The sequence below is a fragment of the Rhodococcus sp. H29-C3 genome, from assembly GCF_030063405.1.
In the GTDB taxonomy this organism is placed as follows: domain Bacteria; phylum Actinomycetota; class Actinomycetes; order Mycobacteriales; family Mycobacteriaceae; genus Rhodococcoides.
Window position 1 is genome coordinate 159,831 of record NZ_JASITC010000001.1, and the last position, 21,267, is coordinate 181,097.

At 62.7% G+C, this 21,267-nt stretch carries 21 protein-coding genes; 11 read left to right on the forward strand and 10 right to left on the reverse strand.

The genetic code is table 11. The features are described 5' to 3' along the window. Positions 1-13: 13 nt before the first annotated feature. The gene (locus QMK32_RS00725) at positions 14-994 is read left to right on the forward strand and encodes a DUF6542 domain-containing protein (RefSeq protein WP_283472398.1); all 981 of its coding nucleotides are present in this window, start codon (positions 14-16) and stop codon (positions 992-994) included. Between the two features lie 28 nt (positions 995-1,022). Here the strand turns inward: QMK32_RS00725 and QMK32_RS00730 are convergent, their stop codons facing one another. Then, positions 1,023-2,033 carry a 4-hydroxy-3-methylbut-2-enyl diphosphate reductase gene (locus QMK32_RS00730; RefSeq protein WP_269305079.1) on the reverse strand — a complete coding sequence of 337 codons (1,011 nt, stop codon included), beginning with the start codon at positions 2,031-2,033 and terminating at the stop codon, positions 1,023-1,025. Positions 2,034-2,129: 96 nt separating this feature from the next. Between QMK32_RS00730 and QMK32_RS00735 the strand changes: the two genes are divergently transcribed. From QMK32_RS00735 to QMK32_RS00745, 3 genes are read left to right on the forward strand one after another with little or no spacing between them, the layout of a single operon-like run. Next, the gene (locus QMK32_RS00735) at positions 2,130-2,708 is read left to right on the forward strand and encodes a lipid droplet-associated protein (RefSeq protein WP_283472400.1); all 579 of its coding nucleotides are present in this window, start codon (positions 2,130-2,132) and stop codon (positions 2,706-2,708) included. Then, positions 2,705-3,958, forward strand: coding sequence for an exodeoxyribonuclease VII large subunit (xseA, locus tag QMK32_RS00740; protein WP_283472401.1), 1,254 nt, complete (start codon positions 2,705-2,707; stop codon positions 3,956-3,958). Before QMK32_RS00735 ends, xseA begins: the two co-directional genes overlap by 4 nt. 10 nt (positions 3,959-3,968) lie before the next feature. Beyond that, complete coding sequence (locus QMK32_RS00745; protein ID WP_269305074.1) at positions 3,969-4,184, forward strand: exodeoxyribonuclease VII small subunit; 216 nt, start codon at positions 3,969-3,971, stop codon at positions 4,182-4,184. A 19-nt stretch (positions 4,185-4,203) separates the two neighbouring features. On the opposite strand, the gene QMK32_RS00750 is transcribed toward QMK32_RS00745, so the two are convergent. Further along, on the reverse strand, positions 4,204-4,773 hold the full coding sequence (locus QMK32_RS00750; RefSeq protein ID WP_269305073.1) for a DUF4245 domain-containing protein: 570 nt from the start codon (positions 4,771-4,773) through the stop codon (positions 4,204-4,206). Positions 4,774-4,895: 122 nt separating this feature from the next. On the opposite strand from QMK32_RS00750, the gene glpX reads away from it, so the two are divergent. Next, positions 4,896-5,936 (forward strand): class II fructose-bisphosphatase, encoded by a 1,041-nt coding sequence (gene glpX, locus QMK32_RS00755; RefSeq protein ID WP_136171247.1) that lies wholly within the window; start codon positions 4,896-4,898, stop codon positions 5,934-5,936. Positions 5,937-6,000: 64 nt separating this feature from the next. Beyond that, a complete protein-coding gene (locus QMK32_RS00760; protein ID WP_269305072.1) occupies positions 6,001-7,404 on the forward strand; it encodes a class II fumarate hydratase in 1,404 nt (467 codons plus the stop codon). A 146-nt stretch (positions 7,405-7,550) separates the two neighbouring features. On the opposite strand, the gene QMK32_RS00765 is transcribed toward QMK32_RS00760, so the two are convergent. Beyond that, a complete protein-coding gene (locus tag QMK32_RS00765) occupies positions 7,551-8,408 on the reverse strand; it encodes an acyl-ACP desaturase (protein ID WP_283472402.1) in 858 nt (285 codons plus the stop codon). A 129-nt stretch (positions 8,409-8,537) separates the two neighbouring features. On the opposite strand from QMK32_RS00765, the gene QMK32_RS00770 reads away from it, so the two are divergent. Next, on the forward strand, positions 8,538-10,154 hold the full coding sequence (locus QMK32_RS00770; RefSeq protein ID WP_283472403.1) for a serine hydrolase: 1,617 nt from the start codon (positions 8,538-8,540) through the stop codon (positions 10,152-10,154). Then, a complete protein-coding gene (locus tag QMK32_RS00775; protein WP_283472404.1) occupies positions 10,151-10,558 on the forward strand; it encodes a limonene-1,2-epoxide hydrolase family protein in 408 nt (135 codons plus the stop codon). Before QMK32_RS00770 ends, QMK32_RS00775 begins: the two co-directional genes overlap by 4 nt. 41 nt (positions 10,559-10,599) lie before the next feature. On the opposite strand, the gene phoH2 is transcribed toward QMK32_RS00775, so the two are convergent. The 3 genes from phoH2 to QMK32_RS00790 all read right to left on the reverse strand — a co-directional run bounded on the left by phoH2 (position 10,600) and on the right by QMK32_RS00790 (position 14,723). Beyond that, entirely contained in the window at positions 10,600-11,925 is a 1,326-nt protein-coding gene (phoH2, locus tag QMK32_RS00780) for an RNA 5'-3' helicase PhoH2 (RefSeq protein ID WP_269305064.1), read from the reverse strand. 272 nt (positions 11,926-12,197) lie between these two features. Further along, on the reverse strand, positions 12,198-13,481 hold the full coding sequence (glyA, locus tag QMK32_RS00785; RefSeq protein ID WP_084346083.1) for a serine hydroxymethyltransferase: 1,284 nt from the start codon (positions 13,479-13,481) through the stop codon (positions 12,198-12,200). A 45-nt stretch (positions 13,482-13,526) separates the two neighbouring features. Beyond that, on the reverse strand, positions 13,527-14,723 hold the full coding sequence (locus QMK32_RS00790; protein WP_283472406.1) for a DUF885 domain-containing protein: 1,197 nt from the start codon (positions 14,721-14,723) through the stop codon (positions 13,527-13,529). A 169-nt stretch (positions 14,724-14,892) separates the two neighbouring features. On the opposite strand from QMK32_RS00790, the gene coaA reads away from it, so the two are divergent. Beyond that, on the forward strand, positions 14,893-15,816 hold the full coding sequence (gene coaA, locus QMK32_RS00795) for a type I pantothenate kinase (RefSeq protein ID WP_283472407.1): 924 nt from the start codon (positions 14,893-14,895) through the stop codon (positions 15,814-15,816). An 8-nt stretch (positions 15,817-15,824) separates the two neighbouring features. Here the strand turns inward: coaA and QMK32_RS00800 are convergent, their stop codons facing one another. Then, positions 15,825-16,607 (reverse strand): isoprenyl transferase, encoded by a 783-nt coding sequence (locus QMK32_RS00800; protein WP_269305057.1) that lies wholly within the window; start codon positions 16,605-16,607, stop codon positions 15,825-15,827. Between the two features lie 126 nt (positions 16,608-16,733). Between QMK32_RS00800 and trhA the strand changes: the two genes are divergently transcribed. Then, positions 16,734-17,399 (forward strand): PAQR family membrane homeostasis protein TrhA, encoded by a 666-nt coding sequence (gene trhA, locus QMK32_RS00805; RefSeq protein WP_283472408.1) that lies wholly within the window; start codon positions 16,734-16,736, stop codon positions 17,397-17,399. A 6-nt stretch (positions 17,400-17,405) separates the two neighbouring features. On the opposite strand, the gene QMK32_RS00810 is transcribed toward trhA, so the two are convergent. Genes QMK32_RS00810 through mca form a run of 3 tightly spaced genes read right to left on the reverse strand, consistent with a single transcriptional unit; the run spans position 17,406 to position 20,584 of the window. Further along, positions 17,406-19,415, reverse strand: a complete 2,010-nt coding sequence (locus tag QMK32_RS00810) for a thioredoxin domain-containing protein (RefSeq protein ID WP_283472410.1) — start codon at positions 19,413-19,415, stop codon at positions 17,406-17,408. Positions 19,416-19,417: 2 nt separating this feature from the next. Next, the gene (locus tag QMK32_RS00815) at positions 19,418-19,708 is read right to left on the reverse strand and encodes a hypothetical protein (protein ID WP_283472411.1); all 291 of its coding nucleotides are present in this window, start codon (positions 19,706-19,708) and stop codon (positions 19,418-19,420) included. Further along, on the reverse strand, positions 19,709-20,584 hold the full coding sequence (gene mca / locus QMK32_RS00820; protein ID WP_269305049.1) for a mycothiol conjugate amidase Mca: 876 nt from the start codon (positions 20,582-20,584) through the stop codon (positions 19,709-19,711). A gap of 136 nt (positions 20,585-20,720) precedes the next feature. Between mca and QMK32_RS00825 the strand changes: the two genes are divergently transcribed. Then, entirely contained in the window at positions 20,721-21,143 is a 423-nt protein-coding gene (locus tag QMK32_RS00825) for a DUF4307 domain-containing protein (protein WP_283472412.1), read from the forward strand. The last annotated feature ends 124 nt before the right edge of the window (positions 21,144-21,267 follow it).

Consider the following 21,267-nt stretch of genomic DNA (forward strand, 5'->3'; position numbering starts at 1 on the left):
CTAATCTCGGTGGGTGTCTACATCCCAACGTGCCCGTTCCGGGGTTCCGCTGGATCAACGTTCAGCCCTCGCATCAGTGCCCGGCGTCCCAGCGTGGGGGGCGGTGGCTATCGCAGGTGGCGCCAGTTTTCTCGGATTCGTCATCGACGCTGCCCGCGGCACCGAGCTGACCTCTGCCTTCGCCTGTTTCTACATCATCGGCGTAGTTGCCGCAGTTGTCCTGGTTCGATACCGGGGCCTCTTCACTGCACTGGTCCAGGCTCCGCTGATCCTGTTCGCGGCGGTACCTCTGGCGTATCAGTACTTCACCGAGAATCCAGGAACTGGCGTGAAAGACATTCTGCTGAATGTCGCTATTCCCCTCGTCAATCGTTTTCCGTTGATGCTGCTCGGCACCGTCCTGGCGATCGGGATCGGCGGTGCACGCATCTACCTCAAACGGCAGTCCACTCACGCCCCCACTCGTGCGGTTCGTGACAGGGCCAAGCAACGTGACCGTACGAGAGATTCCAAGCCGAAGACGAAGAGCGCGCCGGCTTCAGCGCGCACTCCAGAGGACCGAATCTCCGGACGGGGAGCCGCGTACGACAGCCAACCGACCGACGGTCGGCGCCGAAGTACCGACGCACGCCGTCCCGGCACCGAGGGCCGCGGGAGCCGTCCGAGCACCGAAGACCGTCCGAGCACCGAGAGGCGTCCGAGCACGGAAGGCCGTCGTGCGCGCCGCGAACGCGTCGAGCCCTCGTACGACCGCCCTGCCGCTGACCGGAATCGCGATGACCTGAATCGCGCCGACCCGTATCGCCCCGAACCGGTCGACGCAGATCGGGCGCCGCTCCCGCCGAGGCGGGCAGCACCCCGACCGACGCAGCCACGGACGCCCCGCCAACCTGACATCGATCCGTATGCAGCGCCCCGTGCTGCCCCGGCAAGCGCACATGTCCCGCCGCATCCGGTCCCGCAGGTTCGCTACCGGGACCGCACCGAACCCTGACTCGGCTCGACCGAAGGCCGAAAGTCGATCAGGCCTTGGTCGGCCGAAGCTCGCGCGGCAGTGAGAAGACGAGGGTTTCGTTGGCAGTGGTCACGGGCTGCACATCGGCATAGCCGTGCTCGGACAGCAGATCGATGACTCCCTGTACAAGAATCTCCGGTACCGACGCACCCGAAGTGATGCCGACAGTCTGCACTCCGTCCAGCCAGGCCAGATCGATCTCTTTGGCGTAATCGACGAGGTAGCTGGCACGCGCACCAGCGGAGAGTGCCACTTCTACGAGCCGGACCGAGTTGGAGGAGTTCGTCGACCCGACGACGATCACCAGATCGCACTCGGGTGCCATCACCTTCACCGCGACCTGACGGTTCTGTGTCGCGTAGCAAATGTCGTCGCTCGGTGGATCCTGCAATGTCGGGAAGCGCTCACGTAGACGCGCGACCGTGAGCATCGTCTCGTCGACGCTGAGTGTGGTCTGCGACAGCCAGATGACCTTGTTCGGATCACGCACGGTGACGTCGTCGACAGAGTCCGGTCCGTCTACGAGCTGCACATGCTCAGGTGCCTCACCGGCAGTGCCTTCGACTTCCTCGTGACCTTCGTGGCCGATCAGCAGGATGTCGTAGTCGTCGCGGGCGAATCGCTTGGCTTCCTGATGAACCTTGGTGACGAGAGGGCAGGTGGCGTCGATGGTGCGGAGCTGACGATCCGCGGCCGAAGCGTGTACTGCGGGCGAAACGCCGTGCGCGGAGAACACCAGCAGGGAGCCTTCAGGCACCTCGTCGGTCTCGTCGACGAAGACGGCGCCGCGATCGGCCAGCGTCTCGACGACATGCCGGTTGTGCACGATCTCCTTACGGACGTACACCGGCGCACCATGCTGCTCCAGCGCCTTCTCCACGGTCTCGACCGCGCGATCGACGCCGGCGCAGTAGCCGCGAGGCTCTGCCAGGAGTACTCGTTTTCCTCCGGTGTAAGGGGCGGAATCAGCGCCCGATGGACGTGCGATACCCAGGTTCAGTGGAACAGCCGAAGACATGACTACAGGATACGTGAGCAGGGCGCCGCGATTCCGACTAGTGGGCGACCCGCCTGTCGGCTACCCAAATGCCTGGACATCAGGCAGGCTGTGAATATGACTCGTGTCCCTTTTGCTGCACGTGTGGCCGCGGGCGTGGTGGTAACCGTCGTCGAAGAGGCGCGCAAGCTCCCCGGTACCGCGGTCACCTTTCCGATGACGGTCGTCAGCGAAATATTGGCCGGCTCGATGCGCCTTCAACAGCAAGTCACCGCTCTCGCAATCAAGGGTGACGAGGCCATCTCGTCGCTACCTCTCGTAGGAACCCCCGCTCAGGAGCAGCCTTCCTGGGCTGTGTTCGACGATGACCATGCCACCCCGCCATCGCTGAACGACGACGAAGAGCTCGACGTCCCGGACCACGAGCCTGTCGCTGCGACCGGTCGTTTTGCGCTGTACTCGACTCCGCCGGCCGATGTCGAGGAAGAAGTGCAGGCCGAGACGTCCACCGCGCGACCGGAGATCGTCGACCTCGTCGATTACGACGCTCTGGCGCTCGCACAGTTGCGTGCTCGTCTACGTACCCTGTCGCTCGATGACTTGGAGACGCTCCTCGACTACGAGGCCGATTCGCGAGCACGCCCTCCGTTTCTGACAATGCTGGAGAACCGAATCACCACAGCGAAAGCCAAGTGAGCGCAACCAATCAGACGTCGGGCCCCGGTCCGAGTAGCGCCGAAGAGCCGTGGCCGGTCCGCACGGTAGCGATGAAGGTCGCAGGGTGGATCGACCGTCTAGGCAGCGTCTGGGTCGAAGGCCAGCTGACCCAGATCAATGCCAGGCCCGGTACACGGACCGCATTTCTCGTCCTGCGTGACCCGTCGGCCGACATGTCACTGTCGGTCACTTGCTCGCCGCAACTGCTGGAGCGGTCACCGGTCCCACTGACCGAGGGCGCGCAGGTCATCCTGTACGGCAAACTGTCTTTCTACACCGGCCGAGGCACAGTCTCGTTGCGTGCCACCGATATTCGAGCCGTCGGCGTCGGCGAACTACTCGCCCGCGTCGAACGCCTACGCAGCCTCCTGGCTGCCGAAGGCCTGTTCGATCCGCGCCTCAAACGGCCACTTCCATTTCTCCCCGGCACGATCGGACTGATCACCGCACGCGCAAGTGCCGCCGAGAAGGACGTTCTGACCGTTGCACAAAGGCGTTGGCCGGCAGTGCGATTCGAAGTCAGACACACTCCGGTACAGGGCCCGCAGGCAGTGCCGGCGATCCTCGGCGCTTTGAAGGAACTCAACGACGACAGTGCCGTCGACGTCATCATCCTTGCCCGCGGGGGCGGTAGCGTCGAAGATCTGCTGCCGTTCTCCGACGAGGCGCTGTGCCGCGCGATCTCGGCCGCGACCACACCGATCGTCAGCGCCATCGGACACGAACCGGACAGCCCGCTCAGCGATCACGTCGCCGACCTACGTGCCGCGACTCCGACCGACGCTGCCAAGTTGGTGGTGCCCGACGCTGTCGCCGAGCAGAATCTCGTCACCGACCTGAGGTCCAGAACTGCTGCTGCGCTACGAAACTGGGTGGCCAGAGAAGCGCGCGGGCTCGAGATGATCCGGCATCGTCCGGTCCTTTCCGATCCGATCGCAGGTATCGAGCGACGCGGCGAGGAAGTCACACGGCTGCGTGAGGCAACCCGGCGTGACGTTCTGCGCGAACTAGTGAAACAGCAAACCCTGGTAGAGCACTTACGAAATCGATCGCAGGCCCTGGGGCCGGCAGCGACACTGGCGCGTGGCTACGCCGTCGTGCAACGCATGGTCACCGGCGGCGATCCCGAAGTGTTGCGTTCGGTCGACGACGCACCGCCAGGAACACAGATCCGTGTACGAGTGGCCGACGGCGCAGTGACTGCCGCGGTCATGGGCAAAGTTCGATAGGAGAAAACTCTTGACTGAAACACCGATCGAAGAAATGGGCTATGAGGCTGCCCGGGACGAACTGGTCGACGTGGTGAAGGTTCTCGAACAGGGTGGCCTCGACCTCGACGCATCGCTCGCCTTGTGGGAAAGAGGCGAATCACTCGCGACCCGCTGCGAGGAGCACCTCGCCGGTGCACGCAAGCGCGTCGAGAATGCCCTCGCTCACGTGAAGGACCAGGACTGACCCTCGACAAGGCGTCGACTCAGGGGGTCAGGGGTGTCGCTTCGGTGGTCGCAGCGGCGAGCGTGGTGAATTCTTCGGACGATCCGCTACCGGTGATGAGCAGGCGCACGTCGCCCAGATCGGTCACCCACACCGGCTCTTCGCTCTGCTGCGTGTAGACGACCCACTCCTTGCCGTCGATCGACTGAGTTCCCGAGGCGAATCGCGGCTCACCGACAGCGAACGGCACGAGCACGTCTTCACTTGCGTTCGACTGTGTGAGCCGGTTGTAACGCCCGGCATCGGAGATGTAACCGACCGTGCTGGTGTCTCCACCCTGATCGCCTGCGATCGATCCGCGACTTCCCGAGTTCGGCGTCCAGTCGTCGGGGACCTTGGGGTTGCGGATCGGGAAGTCGAGCTCGGACGCGTCGTACTGCATGGCCGCGTCCACATCGAAGTTCGGGATCGGTCCCTGCGTCGGTCCGCCCGGGCTCAACGAGCACTGACTGGCGATTCCGGCAATCAGCAGACAGGCGATCACGAGCGGAATGAGTGACCAGACCATGTCACGGTTGTTGTTCAGGATCCGGGGTTTACTGTTCGCCACGCCTCCAGTATCCCCGCTGGACGTCGATGCCGGGTCGGCGCATGCCCTCCGCGGCGGACAACGGCGCTGAATGAGATAATCGCGCTGGGTAAGACCCCCACCTACCAGGAGGCTACAAACCGATGACGACCAGCACCGAGTCCACCCGCGCCATGGCGCCAGATCGCAACCTCGCCCTAGAACTCGTACGAGTCACAGAGGCCGGCGCACTCGCCTCGGGCCGCTGGGTGGGACGTGGCGACAAGGAAGGCGGCGACGGAGCAGCGGTGGACGCTATGCGTCAGCTGGTCAGCTCGGTCTCCATGCGCGGTGTCGTCGTGATCGGCGAAGGCGAGAAGGACGAAGCGCCGATGCTGTACAACGGCGAGCAGGTCGGCAACGGCAACGGACCGGAGGTCGACTTCGCTGTCGACCCGGTCGACGGAACCACGCTCATGGCCAAGGGCATGCCGAACGCGATCTCCGTGCTGGCCGTCGCCGAGCGCGGAGCCATGTTCGACCCCTCGGCGGTGTTCTACATGGAGAAGATTGCCGTCGGACCCGACTACGCCGATGTCATCGACATCACAGCTCCGGTAGCCGAGAACATCGCTCGGATCGCCAAGGTCAAGAAGGGATCCGCATCCGACGTCACCGTGTGCATCCTGGACCGCCCCCGTCACGCAGAACTGATTCAGGCCGTTCGTGACGCCGGATCACGCATCCGGCTCATCTCCGACGGTGACGTCGCAGGCGCGATCGCGGCCGCACGTCCCGATTCCGGCACGGATCTGCTGATCGGCATCGGCGGCACCCCTGAGGGCATTATCGCTGCCGCTGCGATGCGTTGCATGGACGGCGCCCTACAGGGCCGCCTCGCCCCGATGGATGACGAAGAGAAGCAGAAAGCGATCGACGCAGGCCACGACCTCGATCGCGTTCTCAACACCATCGACTTGGTCTCGGGTGAAAACGTATTCTTCACCGCTACCGGCGTCACCGACGGCGACCTGCTGCGCGGTGTGCGCTACGCGGGCGGCGGTGCGCACACTCAGTCCATCGTGATGCGCTCCAAGTCCGGCACCGTTCGAATGATCGACGCGTACCACCGCCTCGAGAAGCTGCGCGAGTACTCCTCGGTCGATTTCGACGGCGACACGAGCGGTCAGGCTCCTTCTTTCTGACGGTCCGACCAGTGCGCTGACCCAGCACGACAATTACCCGTACCTAACTGGCAAAGTAAGGCTCATGACGCAGACAGACGAACAGCAATTCCGGATCGAGCACGACACCATGGGAGAGGTTCGCGTACCGATCGATGCACTCTGGCGCGCCCAGACACAGCGAGCGGTCGAGAACTTCCCCATCTCCGGCCGTCCGCTCGAGCGCACTCAGATCCGCGCGATGGGCCTGCTCAAAGCAGCCTGCGCGCAGGTAAACAGGGACCTCGGACTGCTCGACGGCACGCTTGCCGACGCGATCATCGCGGCCGCGAACGAAATCGCCGAAGGTCTGCACGACGACCAGTTCCCCATCGACGTCTTCCAGACCGGTTCGGGAACCAGCTCCAACATGAATGCCAACGAGGTCATCGCGTCGATCGCCAAGGCGAAGGGAGTGGAGGTGCACCCCAACGACCACGTCAACATGTCGCAGTCTTCGAACGATACTTTCCCGACGGCTACCCACGTCGCCGCGACCGAGGCAGCGGTCACTTCGCTGGTGCCTGCACTGAAGCACCTGCATTCCGCGCTGGCCGCGAAGGCCGTCGAGTGGAAGACAGTGGTCAAGTCCGGACGCACGCACCTGATGGATGCTGTTCCGGTCACTCTCGGCCAGGAGTTCGGCGGGTACGCCCGCCAGATCGAAGCCGGTATCGAGCGCGTCGAGGCAACCCTGCCCCGTTTGGGTGAACTCCCTATCGGCGGCACCGCGGTAGGCACCGGCCTCAATGCTCCCGACGGCTTCGGTCCGAAAGTTGTTGCGGCACTCGTCAAGTCCACCGGAATCGATGCTCTGACCCCTGCCAAGGACGCTTTCGAGGCGCAGGCAGCCCGGGACGGGCTCGTCGAGGCATCCGGCGCACTGCGCACCATCGCGGTGTCGCTGACCAAGATTGCCAACGACATTCGCTGGATGGGTTCGGGGCCACTCACCGGACTCGGTGAGCTGGCACTTCCCGACCTGCAGCCAGGTAGCTCGATCATGCCCGGCAAGGTCAATCCTGTTCTGCCCGAAGCGGTTACACAGGTCGCCGTGCAGGTCGTCGGCAACGATGCGGCCGTCGCGTTCGGTGGCGCCTCTGGTGCATTCGAGCTCAACGTCTACATCCCTGTGATGGCACGTAACGTGCTCGAGTCCTTCACCTTGCTCGCCAATGTCTCGGTACTGTTCGCCGACAAGTGCATCAGCGGGCTGACCGCCAACGTCGAGCACCTCAAGACCCTTGCCGAGTCCTCGCCGTCCATCGTGACGCCGCTGAACTCCGCCATCGGATACGAGGAGGCCGCAGCCGTCGCCAAGCAGGCACTCAAGGAGAAGAAGACGATTCGTCAGACGGTCATCGACCGTGGGCTGATCGGCGACAAGCTCAGCGAGGAAGAGCTCGACAAGCGGCTCGACGTCTTGGCCATGGCGAAGGTCAAGGACTGACGTCACCCCAGGTAGACAAGCGCCGCTGGTAGACAAGCGGCGTTAGTAGGCGGTTGTAGCCGCCTCGCCTTAGCGTGAGTGGTTCATTCATACGATTGCTTCGTATGAATGAACCACTCACGCGTTCAGGGGTTAGTAGGCTCAGCTCAGGCGAACGCGCTCAGCTCGTCGCGCGCCTTGTTGCCCTCGTCGCCGAGGTCGTTGCGGCCGAAGATGTTCCACTCCGCCAACAATGGCTTGAACACCTTCTCGCTCTGCTGCTCCACCGTGTAGATACCAGCGTCGGCGAGCAATTCGGTGCTGTTGCCCTTACCCGGCAGATCGACCACGGGGATCGAGTACCCGTTGATGCGGTCGGCAATAGCGCGCACGGTCTGGTCGGGGGTGACACCGAGTGCTTCAGTCACCATATTCGCGTAGAACTTCGACTGCAGGGCGTCGTCCTGGGCGATCTTCGACAAAATCTTGGCCAGAACGGGGTCGCCACCGAGTGCGATCGTATTGTTGTTTCGCAACACAGCCGCGGACTCGTCCACGGCAAAATGCGCGAGGACATCAAGAACGTGAAGGCTGGGCGCGTCGTAGCCCTTCGTCATCTCTTCCATCCGAACGCGTTCGAGAGCGACAGGATCGACAGCGCGAGTCAAGACCAAGAAGTCGCGTATCGCTATCGACTGACGATTCTCTTCCGACGTCCACCGCCCGGTCCACTTCCACCATGCGCCCTGGCCGGTCAGTGCACGGGCCAGTTCACGGTGGTAGGCGGGCAGATTGTCGGCAACGAGGACACCGACCGTGGCGGAGAGAATCTCGACCTCGCTGAGGTGTGATTGTTCGGCCGACCAGTCCTCGCCACCGAGGAACGCAAAGTTCTTGCCGTCGTCCCACGGCGCGAAATCGTGGGGGTGCCAATCCTCTGCTTCTTCGATGTGTCGGCGCAGATTCTCTTCCACGGCGGGCTCCAATCGGAGCAACAGGTCACCGTCAGTCAAGTTCGTAGGCATCCGAATACCGTAGCGCCTCCCACCGAACGTCAAGCCTCGCGCCCCTGACCTCTGTGAATTCTCCCAAATCCCACGCGAGCAGGGTTTACGCTCTTCCTAATCCATTCGCTCCTGGAGAGGACTCCTGTGATGCGCTCGAAGAAGATGTATCTGGCCCTTGCTCTCGCCACGTCGATGACGGCCCTCGTCGGGTGTTCCGCCGATTCCTCCGATGACACCGAAGCGGTGACCACGACAGCCACCGCCACAGCAGAAGCATCAGCGGAGGAGGACTCCGGACTCTCGCCAGGCCAGGTGCCCGGCGTCGACGTTCCCGACGGGCAGATCGACGATGCGGTCGGCAAACTCGACGGCATCGCCGCCGAACTGATGGAGTCCTCGAAAATCCCTGGAATGGCTATCGCCGTCGTCGAAAAGGGAGAAGTCTTGTACTCCAAGGGATTCGGTGTGCGCGAGGTCGGTAAAGACGATGCAGTCGACGGCGACACGGTGTTCCAGCTGGCATCGCTGTCCAAGTCCGTCGGCTCGACGGTGGTCGCTTCGCAGGTCGGTAGCGGAGTCGTCGATTGGACAACTCCCGTGGTCTCGGAGCTACCGTGGTTCGCGCTCGCGGATCCGTACGTGACCCAGAACGTCACGGTCGGCGATTTCTACGCCCACCGCAGCGGGCTACCCGATCACGCAGGCGACAACCTCGAAGAAATCGGCTACGACCGCCGCCAAGTACTCGCGCGACTGAAGGACATTCCCCTGGATCCATTCCGCTCGACGTACAACTACACCAACTTCGGCGTCACCGCTGGTGCCGAAGCGGTAGCGCAGGCGTCGGGCAAGGATTGGGAGACCCTAAGCCAGGACGCAATTTATGGCCCACTCGGTATGGCGTCGACCAGTTCGCGATTCGCGGACTACCTGGCCCGCACCGACCGCGCAGTCCCACACGTACTGCTCGACGGCGAGTACGAGGCAAAGTTTCAGCGAGAACCGGACGCACAGTCGCCTGCAGGTGGGGTTAGTTCCTCGGCGAACGACATGGCGAAGTGGATGACGATGCTCGCTGCCGACGGCACGTTCGACGGCAAACAGGTCGTCGAACCCGATGCCCTGCTGCCCGCAGTGACGGCCGAGATCGTCTCGTCCCCGTCCGGTACCCCGGACACGCGCGCCGGCTACTACGGATACGGTTTCAACGTTTCGAACTCGGGTGCCGGACGCACACAGGTGAGTCATTCGGGAGCGTTCGAGCTCGGCGCGGGCACCAATTTCGTGACGATCCCCTCGCTCGGTGTCTCCATCGTCGTGCTGACCAACGCTGCACCTATCGGCATCGCCGAGACGGTATCGGCCGAGTTCGCCGATCTCGTGCAATTCGGCGAGGTTCGACAAGATTGGCGGACGATCTACGAGAATGCGTTCGAGGGAATGGACGAACCGACAGGAGAACTCGTCGGCAAGACACCACCCGCCGATCCTGCTCCCGCACAGCCGCTCACTGCCTACGCCGGGGTGTATCAGAACTCGTTCTGGGGTCCTGCGACGGTCACCGACGCCAACGGAACCATGACTCTGGCCATCGGCCCCAAGGACACTTCCTACGAGATGAAGCACTGGGACGGTGATACGTTCACCTTCGATGTGCGGAGCGAGAACGCTCCCGACGGCACCGTGTCGCAAGCGACGTTCAACGCAAACACCGTCACGCTCGAGTACTTCGACGGGAACGGACTGGGGAGGTTCACCAAGTGACATATCTACTGCATTCGACCAAGACTGTCGAGGACATGCTGCGGGCTCTGGCGGAGCGCGACGTCGATCGCGCGGCGGCACTGCTCGACGACGCGATCATCTGGCACAACGTCGGATTTCCGAAAGTGCGTGGCATAGCCCGAGTCCGCAAAGCGCTCGCGGTCATGGCGAAGCCGAACTACGGATTCGACGTCACCATCCACAACATTGCGGCAGACCCCAGCGGCGACGTGGTGCTCACCGAACGCACCGACGTACTGATCTGGCGCCGATTGCGTATCGAGTTCTGGGTGTGTGGCACTTTCGAGCTACGTGACGGCAAAATCCTCGTGTGGCGGGACTACTTCGACAATCTCGACTTCGCGAAGGCGTTGGTGCGAGGGCTGTGGCGACTCCGCACATGAGTGGAAATGCGTCCCTCGGAACGCATTTCCACTCTATGCGTCTACGCCCCTGAAGGACCGAACTCCTCGAGCATCTCCGTCACCAGGGCTGCGATCGGCGAACGCTCGCTTCGGGTAAGGGTAATGTGCGCGAAAAGCGGGTGGCCCTTGAGCTTTTCGATCACCGCTGCGACGCCGTCGTGCCGTCCTACGCGGAGATTGTCGCGCTGCGCCACGTCGTGGGTGAGAACGACGCGGGAGCCACTACCTAGCCTGGACAGAACCGTGAGCAGAACATTGCGTTCGAGTGATTGAGCCTCGTCGACGATGACGAACGAATCATGCAGCGATCGTCCACGAATATGCGTGAGCGGCAACACTTCCAGCATTCCGCGTGCGATGACCTCTTCCATCACCTCGGGGCTTACGAGCCCTTCCAAGGTGTCGAACACGGCCTGACCCCACGGGCCCATTTTCTCGCTCTCACTGCCGGGTAGATAGCCGAGCTCCTGACCACCGACCGCGTACAGAGGGCGGAAGACGACGACCTTCCGATGTGTACGACGCTCGAGCACGGCCTCCAGACCTGCGGTCAGTGCCAGCGCAGATTTACCCGTACCGGCCTTACCACCGAGCGAGACGATGCCGATACTCTCGTCGAGTAGCAAGTCGAGCGCAACCCGCTGTTCGGCGGAGCGCCCATGCAAGCCGAAGGCTTCACGTTCGCCGCGCACGAGCTGCACCTGCTTGTCCGCTGTGACACGTCCCAATGCACTCGAACGGCCCCCGAGCAAGCGAACTCCAGTGTGACACGGCATGTCTCGTGCACCGCCCAGGTCGATGACACCGTCCGCGAACAACCGATCGATGTCGGCCGGCTGCACTTCCAGTTCGGCCATGCCGGTCCAACCCGAAGGCACCACGTCGTGGGCGTGATACTCGTCGGCGGGCAATCCCACCGCACCGGCTTTCACTCGCAGCGGGATGTCCTTGCTGACGAGCACGACGTCTTTGCCCTCGGCCGCCAGATTCAGTGCGCACGCCAAGATCCGCGAATCGTTGGAGTCGCTACGAAAACCTACCGGCAGAACGGCTGCGTCGGTGTGATTGAGCTCCACCTGAAGTGTGCCGCCCTGCGTTCCGATCGGAACAGGTTGATCGAGCCGACCGTGTTCGACGCGAAGATCGTCGAGCATGCGCAACGACTCCCGCGCGAACCATCCCAGCTCGTGGTGATGGCGCTTACCCTCCAACTCGCTGATGACGACGAGCGGCAGCACCACATTGTGCTCGGCGAAGCGAATAACAGCCCAAGGATCCGACAGCAGAACCGAGGTGTCCAACACGAATGTCCGAAGAGGGGCGGAAACGGAGCGTGAAGTGGTCACGTGGGGCTCCTACTGTTCGCGCGACGCCACACGAACGCTTGTCGCTCGGCCGGTCGGTCCTGACGTGTCAGCTGACACGAGGGCCGGGTGCCGGCCCTCTCGCACTCACTTGCTCAGTCACGTATCAGAACCTCCCGCACAGCCAGCTTCCCCGCTGGCTGTTACTGCCGACGGTACCGCCGATTCCGAGGATTGGCGCGGAGAGCAGGGGGCGTGTCGGTGAACAACGCGTTAACCCGTTGCGCCGTGTCGGGGAGGTCCCCATCCGTCAATCAGCCGATCAGGCCCCAGTCTTCGAGGCCATCGTAGAGCGGCTTGCTCTGCGCGACCTTGACGACGCGCTCTTTCAGCGAGTCGCTGGCTTCGCCGGTGGCGAGGGCGGTGCCGATGATATCGGCGACCTCGGTGAACTCTGCTTCGCCGAAGCCACGCGTCGCGAGTGCCGAGGTGCCGATACGCAGGCCCGAAGTGACCATCGGCGGGCGCGGATCGAACGGCACGGCGTTGCGGTTGACGGTGATGCCGACCTCGTGGAGAAGGTCCTCGGCCTGTTGGCCGTCGAGCTGGCTGTTACGCAGGTCCACCAGGGCGAGGTGCACGTCGGTGCCGCCGGTGAGAACCGAGATTCCCTTGTCCGCGATGTCTTTGCCGTTCAGGCGATCCGCAAGGAGTGAGGCTCCGAGGAGGGTGCGCTCCTGGCGCTCCTTGAACTCCGGCGTCGCAGCGATCTTGAAAGCGACGGCCTTGGCGGCGATCGCATGCATGAGTGGGCCACCCTGCTGGCCGGGGAACACTGCAGAGTTGAGCTTCTTCGCCCATTCTTTCTTCGCGAGGATCAGGCCGGACCGGGGTCCTCCGAGAGTTTTGTGCACGGTCGAGGACACGACGTCGGCGTAGGGAACGGGCGAGGGATGCAGCCCGGCTGCGACGAGTCCGGCGAAATGCGCCATATCGACCCACAGCAAGGCGCCGACCTCGTCTGCGATGGAACGGAAGGCCTCGAAGTCCTGGAATCGCGGGTAGGCGGACCAGCCGGCGATCAGGACCTGCGGCTTGGCCTCGATGGCCTGCTTGCGCACCTGATCCATATCGATCCGGTGGTCTTCTTTGCTGACACCGTAGGACTCGACCTCGTACAGCTTGCCGGAGAAGTTCAGCTTCATACCGTGTGTGAGGTGGCCACCGTGTGCCAGATCGAGGCCCATGATCTTGTCACCCGGGTTGATCAGTGCCATCAACACTGCCGCGTTGGCCTGCGCACCGGCGTGCGGCTGGACGTTGGCGAACTCGGCGCCGAAGAGTTCCTTGGCGCGATTGCGGGCCAAGTCCTCGATGACGTCGACGTGCTCGCAGCCACCGTAGTAGCGACGGCCCGGGTAGCCCTCGGCGTATTTGTTCGTCAGCACGCTTCCCTGTGCCTGCAGAACGGCACGGGGAACGAAGTTCTCCGATGCGATCATCTCGAGCGTGTCACGCTGACGCCCCAGTTCGCCTGCCATGGCCTCGGCGACCTCAGGATCGAGTTCGGCAAGGGACAGGTTGTTGACGTCAGTCATAACAGGGGTCTCCAAATGAGGGCAGCGATGTGGGCGACCTTTAGTTTACGAGATGCGTAATTGCCCCGGTGTCAGCGGCTCGTCGAGGAGGCGCCCGAACAACGCCGATCGCTCGCTGACGGTCTTGCCCTGAGCCAACCAACCGCCGAGAAGTTTGTATCCCTCGACGTAGGTGCTGCTGTAGGCACGCCACAACGGCGAGGACAAGAACTTCAGACTCTGCCGAGCACGCTTGGGCGATGCGAGGCCCCATTTTTCCAGGTACGCCGCGACGTCATCCTGACTCTTGTGTCGATCGTGCAGCAACAATGCCGCGTCCTGCCGCACCCCGAGTAACTGGCCCGACGCCGTCGACAATCGTTCGGCCTTCTCTCCGTCGAACCGCAGGCCGAGGTCGGCGTAGATTTCCTGCGCCCACACTCCCCATCCTGGTCCGACGATCGACTCGAGCGCCAGATCGGCAAGCCCCTCCGCCATCAGGCATTGCGGAGTGTTGACGAGAAACAGGGTCTGCTCCTGCTGCCCGGCCCCGACGAGGCCCATCTCTTTCCGGCAGTGCTCGGTGTGATGTCCGGGATAAGCCTCATGCGCGATGAGGTGCGGGAGGTTCGCCATGTGCTGTTCGAGATCGGAGTTGATGGCCACGGTGGACTTGAAGTCACCGAGGTAATAGTTGAATCCCGACCAAGGCTTGTCCCCCACAACCTCGTAACGCACCTGCTCGATTTCGGGCAGCGAATACTCTGCTCGCACGCGATCACGCAAGGCACTCGAGAAGGCCTCGACGCAGTCCTGGAGCCGATCGGCCGGGATTACGTCTCTGGCGCGGTGAGCGGCCAATCGCTCGGCGAGCGAACCCGGACCCGACAACACCTCGTCCATCTTTCGATGTGCCTGCGCATAGTGGTCCTGATCCCCGGGTTCGATGCGGACATCGAAATATGCGAAGACTTCGTCGACGAAACCGATATCTTCTCCCGCGAACTTGCGGCCCGAGCATTCCAGCGCACGCAAGTGGACATCGATGAATTCGGCACGTTGCGCGGAGAGATCGGTATTGGCCAGCTCGGCCCGCAATGCGACGGCCTGCCGCGCGAGGGCAGCGGGATCCGGAGCCGGCGCATTCTCGGTCTGTCGACGCAACTCGGGATCACCGGTGTACGCGTCGACGAAGCCCTCTTCGAGTCGGTCGAATTTCAGACCGAGTTGTAGATACTCACGGACGAGAGAATCGGCATTCATAAGATTCGACGATAGTGGCAGCAGTGAGATGAACGAACAGTGAACTACCCCGCCCGTGTGCGTACCAGTGGCACCAAGCACAATCTGAAGCCATGCGACTTCAGTGTCCCTCGTGCGCCTGGTGCGTACTCCCAGGTACGCACCAGGCACACGAGGTGTGTACCTCCGAATGAGCGAACCCAGCCCCTACGTCGAGTTCGATCGCGCTCAGTGGCGCACTCTTCGGCAATCGACGCCACTGGTGCTCACCGAGGAAGAACTCGTCGGCCTCCGCGGCTTGGGTGAGCAGATCGATCTCGAAGAAGTCGCCGAGGTGTATCTCCCTCTGGCTCGGCTTATCCACCTGCAGGTCGCCGCGCGGCAACGGCTGTTCGCGGCCACGGCAACATTTCTCGGCGAGAAGCACCCGGATCGTCAGGTGCCCTTCGTCATCGGAGTCGCTGGCAGTGTCGCAGTAGGAAAGTCGACCACGGCCCGAGTTCTGCAAGCACTCCTCGCGCGATGGGATCACCATCCACGCGTCGACCTGGTCACCACCGACGGCTTCCTGTATTCGACGACAGAGTTGATGCGTCGCGGCATCCTCCATCGCAAGGGATTTCCCGAAAGCTACGATCGCCGCAAGCTGCTCCGCTTCGTCACCGAAGTGAAGTCGGGAGCCGAAGAGGTTGCCGCACCGGTCTATTCACACGTGTCCTACGACATTCTGAAGGGCCAGTTCCACATGGTTCGTCAGCCGGACATTCTCATCGTCGAAGGCCTCAACGTTCTGCAGACCGGTTCACGTTTGATGGTCTCGGATCTGTTCGACTTCTCGATCTACGTCGACGCCAGAATCGAGGACATCGAGCGCTGGTATGTGAAGCGTTTTCTCGCGCTGCGTAAGACATCGTTCGCCGATCCCGACGCGCACTTCCATCACTACGCGAATCTGCCCGACGAGCACGCACGTCTGGCAGCCGAGGATCTCTGGCATTCGATCAACCTGCCGAACCTCGTCGAGAACATTCTGCCGACGCGTCCTCGGGCCACAATGGTGCTGCGCAAAGACAGCGATCACGCCATCAACAGGCTCCGATTGCGCAAGTTGTAGATCGGTATTCAGATTCCGAATCGGCGATGCCTGGCTGCATAGTCACGCAGCGCCCGAAGGAAGTCGACTCGGCGGAATTCGGGCCAGTACGCCTCGGTGAACCAGATTTCCGAATACGCGCTCTGCCACAGCAGAAATCCGGAGAGCCGTTGTTCACCCGAAGTACGAATCACCAGATCAGGATCGGGCTGGCCGGAGGTGTAGAGGTGAGTATCGATGCCCTTGACATCGATGGAATCCACCAAGTCGTCCCCGGTGAGTCCCTCGGCAATCTTCTCTCTCACCAATAACTGCACTGCGTCGGCGATTTCCTGACGACCGCCGTAGCCCACTGCGACGTTGACGTGTGTTCCGGTTCGCCCCGCGGTGTGAGCGGCGGCCTCTTCGAGCCTGCGCGCCGTCGAAGGTGGAAGGAGCTCGAGGGTGCCGACGATCTTGACCCCCCAATTCTGCTCGGGTCCGCAGATCTCCTCGACGACGTCGGTGATGATCTCGAGCAGTGAATCGAGCTCGTCGGGGTCGCGGGACAAATTCTCGGTCGAGAGTAGATAGATGGTGGCCATCTCGATTCCCGCGGCGTCGCACCAACCGAGCATCTCGGCGATCTTCAGTGCACCCATGCGATGACCGTGCGCGACGTCGGTGAAGCCGTTCTCACGTGCCCATCGGCGATTTCCATCACACATCACTGCAACGTGACGCGGATGGCGCATGCCGTCGAGCTGCATGAGCAAGCGCCGCTCGTACACGTTGTACAGCACGTTACGTACGTTCGTCGGGAGAATTTTCACCGAGACATCACCACAGTCGGATCACCACGGAGCACAACCTTACGCCGACGCAACGAAGCTACTCGCCGGTAGAGTACGGACCGAACCTACGGTTGCGTAGGTTCGGAGTCGAGAGGAAGTGATCGCATGACGATGTTCGGGATCGACCAACTACCCGCGAAACCTCGGATGCGCGGGTGGATTCATCTCTACGCTTTCGCGGTCTCCGTCGTGGCGGGCATCGTCCTGGTCACGTTGGCCTTCAGCTTGGTCTCCGTCAGTGCCGGAATCGCGACGGCGGTCTACGCGAGCACCGTCTGCGGTGTCTTCGGAGTGAGCGCTACGTACCACCGAATTCACTGGAAGACTCCTGCCACTCGCACGTGGATGAAGCGTGCCGATCACTCGATGATCTTTCTGTTCATCGCCGGCAGCTACACGCCGTTCGCCGTACTCGGACTCCCGGCAGCAACCGGCAGAACGCTGCTGATCGTCGTCTGGATCGGTGCACTCGGCGGCGTTGCACTCAAGATGCTGTGGCCTCTCGCACCCGTCTGGGTGGGCGTACCTCTGTATCTGATTCTCGGCTGGGCCATCGTGCCGGTCGCACCGACACTGATCGAGCAAGTGGGCTTCGCACCGTTCATTCTCTTGCTCGTCGGCGGTGTCCTGTACAGCATCGGAGCCATCCTGTACGCGACGAAATGGCCCAATCCCTGGCCCACCACATTCGGGCATCACGAGTTCTTCCACGCGGCCACTGTGCTTGCCGCGATCTGCCACCTCGTCGCCGTGTGGTTGGTGCTGTTCTAGCTCGAGTCAGCGCTGCAATGCGGCGATGAGCTCGACCTCGGTGGTGACGGGGCGATCACACACGAATCCGCGACACACGTACGCCGCCTCGTTGCCGTCGATCATGGGTCGATCGGCCAGCAGCGCGCTGGAATTCTCCACTCCGGCCATGATCGTCGTTCCTCCAGGAGCGTTCGCGCGAGCAACGGCGAGCAACCTGCTGTTCCCGACGCTCGATACCGCCACCTGCAGTGGTCCCCGTACCGACGCCTCGGCAACGGCAAGCCAGTGGCCACCCGATCGCGGTGCCCGCTCGAGAATCAAAGCCGCACGGGCAAGCCCCGCCGAGGCGAGTTCCCCGTATCGAGCCGACACTTCGAGCGGCACAAGCGCCTCTGCCGTCAGAAGAGCCTCCGTCACCGTCGATGCTCCCGACGGGGTTGCATTGTCGAGTGGGTCTCGTGGCCTCGTCACCAACGCTTCGGCGTCATCAGCGGTATCGAACCAACTGCCGGGATGATCCGGGTCGGCGAAGTGTTCGATCGCAGCGTCGAGAATCGCCTGAGCCCGAATCGACCAGATCTCCTCTCCGGTGGCCTGCAGAAGCGCGAGCGAGGCGACGGCGAGGCAGGAGTAGTCCTCGAGCACACCCGTTGCGACGCCGACGTGTGTGCCGAGCGAGGCGCGTCGCAGTCGTCCGTTCTCGAAGTGTGTCGCGAAGATCTGTTCACCGCAGACGACAGCGGCATCGACCCACTCCGGACGTCCCAGTCCCGCACCCACTTCGGCGAGAGCTGTGATTGCCAGGCCGTTCCAGGCGGTGACCACCTTGTCGTCGCGGCCTGGCTGCGGGCGCTGATCCCGAACCGAAAGCAGCAGTTCGGCCACGCGCCGGTACCGCTCGAGATCGTCCGGATCCTCGGGCAACTGCAAAACCGACATGCCGGCTTCGAATGTCCCTGCGCTGTCGACGACGAACAAGCCTGCAGCCCAGACGCCATCTTCGAATCCGAGAACGTCTACGAGCTGTTCCGGCGTCCACGCGTAGGTCGATCCCTCCACACCGTCTGTATCGGCGTCGAGAGCGGAGGCGAAACACCCATTGTCGGTTCGCAGTTCGCGTAGCAGGAAGCCCGCAGTCGCCTCGGCTACGCGAACGGCCAGCGGATCCCCCGTCACTCGGGCGAGGTGCCCGTACAAACGAAGTAGAAGCGCGTTGTCGTAGAGCATCTTCTCGAAATGTGGCACGACCCATTCCGCGTCGACCGAGTATCGCGCGAACCCGCCACCGATCTGGTCGTAGATTCCGCCGCGAGCCATTGCTGCCGCAGTGCGTTGGACCGTCTCGAGTACCGCTGCCGAGCCGGTGCGCTCGTAATGCCGCAGCAGGCCCTCCAACAGTGCACCTGGCGGAAACTTGGGTGCCCCGCCGAAGCCACCAAGATCTACGTCTTCGTCCTCGAGTACCGAGGCCACGGCGTCGGCCATCAGGTCGACGTCGATCGGACGGTCCGATGTCGGCATCTGTCCGGAGGTGTTTCGGAGGGCCGCAACGATCGCAGCGGAGGCGTCGAACACTTCTTCCCGACGCGTATTCCAGGTGTCCGATATCGCGGTCAGCAACTGCTCGAACGAGGGCATACCTCCGCGCGGTCTCGGCGGGGAGTACGTGCCGCAGTAAAACGGTTCGGCGTCGGGTGTCAGAAAGCACGTCATCGGCCAGCCGCCCTGACCCGTCATCGCCACCGTCGCGTTCATGTAGACGGCGTCGAGGTCGGGCCGTTCCTCGCGATCGACCTTGATGCACACGAAGTTGGCGTTCATCAGTGCCGCAACCGTCTCGTCTTCGAACGATTCGTGCGCCATCACGTGACACCAGTGGCAGGCCGAATATCCGATCGAGAGCAGGATCGGAACATCGCGTTCTACGGCCGAGTTCAACGCCTCGGGCGACCACTGCTGCCAATGCACCGGATTGTCCGCATGCTGAAGCAGGTAGGGGCTGGACGATACTCCGAGTGCGTTGGCACCGAGCACGGCTAAGTCTCGTCCTTGCCGGACCGCTTGTCCGTGGTCGACGTCTTGTCCGTGGTCGACGTCTTGGGCGGATCTGTCGTCAGCGCGCCGCGATCGGTCCCCTCGTCGAGTTCCTGATCAGGCCTCGGGTCTTCCTTCTCGAAAGTTTCGGGAAGCTTCTTGATTTTCTTGTTCATCGACCAGATCAGCAGAGCCGTACCGACGAGAAGCGCGACGATGATCACCAGCCCGACGGGCGAGGATTTACCGAACTCCGGGCCGGTCGGCTGCTGGGCCAGTAGCGAGGTGATCACTCAGACGTCCTTCGTTTCGATGCCGGCGAACAGATCGGTTTCGGGTAGCGACGTCTTGACCCGCGTCTTCGCCAATTCGAACTCCTCGGTGGGCCAGAGCTTGCGCTGCACATCGACGGGTACGGCGAAAAACACCCCGTTCGGGTCGATCTGCGTGGCATGCGCCCGCAATGCGTCGTCGCGCTGCTCGAAGTATTCGTCGGCAGTGACCTGAGTGGTGATTCTCTCCATGATTTCGTCGCGGTCCGTCGTCCACCGCTTCAACCAGTCGGCGAATGGGCTCTCTTCGCCGCGGTCGACGAACCAGTCGTTGAACAGTTGCATCCTCTTACGGAGGAAACCATGCGAGTAGTAGAGCTTGAGCGGTGTCCACGGTTCCCCGGCGTCGGGGAACTTCGTGGGATCACCTGCGGCTTCGAAGGCTGCAACCGATACCTCGTGACACCGGATGTGGTCCGGGTGCGGGTATCCGCCCTTCTCGTCGTACGTAGTCATCACGTGCGGTTTGAATTCGCGAACAACTTTGACCAGAGCCTCGGTGGACTCTTCGAGTGGAACCAGCGCGAAGCACCCCTCGGGCAGCGGGGGCAACGGATCGCCCTCGGGTAAACCCGAATCGACGAAACCGAGCCAGTGTTGGCGTACCCCGAGAATGCGGGCCGCCTCCGCCATCTCTTCCCGCCGCACTTCCTCGATGCGATCGTTCACACCGGGGATGTCCATCGCTGGATTGAGGATGTCTCCTCGTTCACCACCGGTCAACGTCACGACCAGGACATCGTTGTTCTCGGCGGCATACCGAGCCGTCGTCGCTGCGCCCTTGCTCGATTCGTCGTCGGGATGGGCATGCACCGCCATGAGCCGTAGTCCGGACACGTTCTTTCCTCACCTCAGCTTCGCCTGCTTCTTCCCTACACATATAGTTCCACTCGGCGCCGACACAGCGCGCACCGGCTGCCGTAGATCCACCAGCGAACACCGAGTTCCCCTGACCTTCACGACGAAAGCATGCATGACTTCCACGCTCCCCGAAGGCCGATATCCCGCGTCGACGTCACGGTCGGTTTCCCGCAGAACCAAGAACCTGCTGCTCATCGTGGTGCTCCTGGCAGGCCTGGGGATCGCCTACATCGGGTACGTGAAGTTTTCGGTGAAAGATATCGAGGGAACAGCGCTCGCGTTCGACCTGCTCGACGATTCCACCATTTCCATTCGTTTCAGCGTCACGCGCGCAGATCCTCAGGACGACGCGGTCTGTATCGTGAGGGCGCGTTCGCGTGACGGATCGGAAACCGGACGTCGCGAAGTCCTCGTAGCCGGCTCGGACGCACGCGAGGTCGAGGTAGTGTCGGTGATACGTACTTCTCAACCGCCCGCCGTCGGCGACATCTACGGATGCAGCCTGAAAGTCCCCGATTATTTGCGTGCAGGCTGACCTAGCGCCTGCTCGTGGTAAGATCGGCCGGTACACGGTTCCGCTTTGGAGCCGTGTATTGCTGCATTGACGGCCAGGGCGGCACTGTGGCCCGCGGCTGATGCTGCGCTCCAATGGCTCAAAA

What these genes read in the sequence shown, in the direction of transcription:
- trhA (WP_283472408.1), top strand. Translation starts at nt 16,734, where the DNA reads ATGACGATGTTCGGGATCGACCAACTACCCGCGAAACCTCGGATGCGC.
- QMK32_RS00790 (WP_283472406.1), bottom strand. Translation starts at nt 14,723, where the DNA reads ATGAATGCCGATTCTCTCGTCCGTGAGTATCTACAACTCGGTCTGAAA.
- QMK32_RS00760 (WP_269305072.1), top strand. Translation starts at nt 6,001, where the DNA reads ATGACGCAGACAGACGAACAGCAATTCCGGATCGAGCACGACACCATG.
- glyA (WP_084346083.1), bottom strand. Translation starts at nt 13,481, where the DNA reads ATGACTGACGTCAACAACCTGTCCCTTGCCGAACTCGATCCTGAGGTC.
- QMK32_RS00730 (WP_269305079.1), bottom strand. Translation starts at nt 2,033, where the DNA reads ATGTCTTCGGCTGTTCCACTGAACCTGGGTATCGCACGTCCATCGGGC.
- QMK32_RS00770 (WP_283472403.1), top strand. Translation starts at nt 8,538, where the DNA reads ATGCGCTCGAAGAAGATGTATCTGGCCCTTGCTCTCGCCACGTCGATG.
- QMK32_RS00735 (WP_283472400.1), top strand. Translation starts at nt 2,130, where the DNA reads ATGACTCGTGTCCCTTTTGCTGCACGTGTGGCCGCGGGCGTGGTGGTA.
- coaA (WP_283472407.1), top strand. Translation starts at nt 14,893, where the DNA reads ATGAGCGAACCCAGCCCCTACGTCGAGTTCGATCGCGCTCAGTGGCGC.
- glpX (WP_136171247.1), top strand. Translation starts at nt 4,896, where the DNA reads ATGACGACCAGCACCGAGTCCACCCGCGCCATGGCGCCAGATCGCAAC.
- QMK32_RS00765 (WP_283472402.1), bottom strand. Translation starts at nt 8,408, where the DNA reads ATGCCTACGAACTTGACTGACGGTGACCTGTTGCTCCGATTGGAGCCC.
- QMK32_RS00825 (WP_283472412.1), top strand. Translation starts at nt 20,721, where the DNA reads ATGACTTCCACGCTCCCCGAAGGCCGATATCCCGCGTCGACGTCACGG.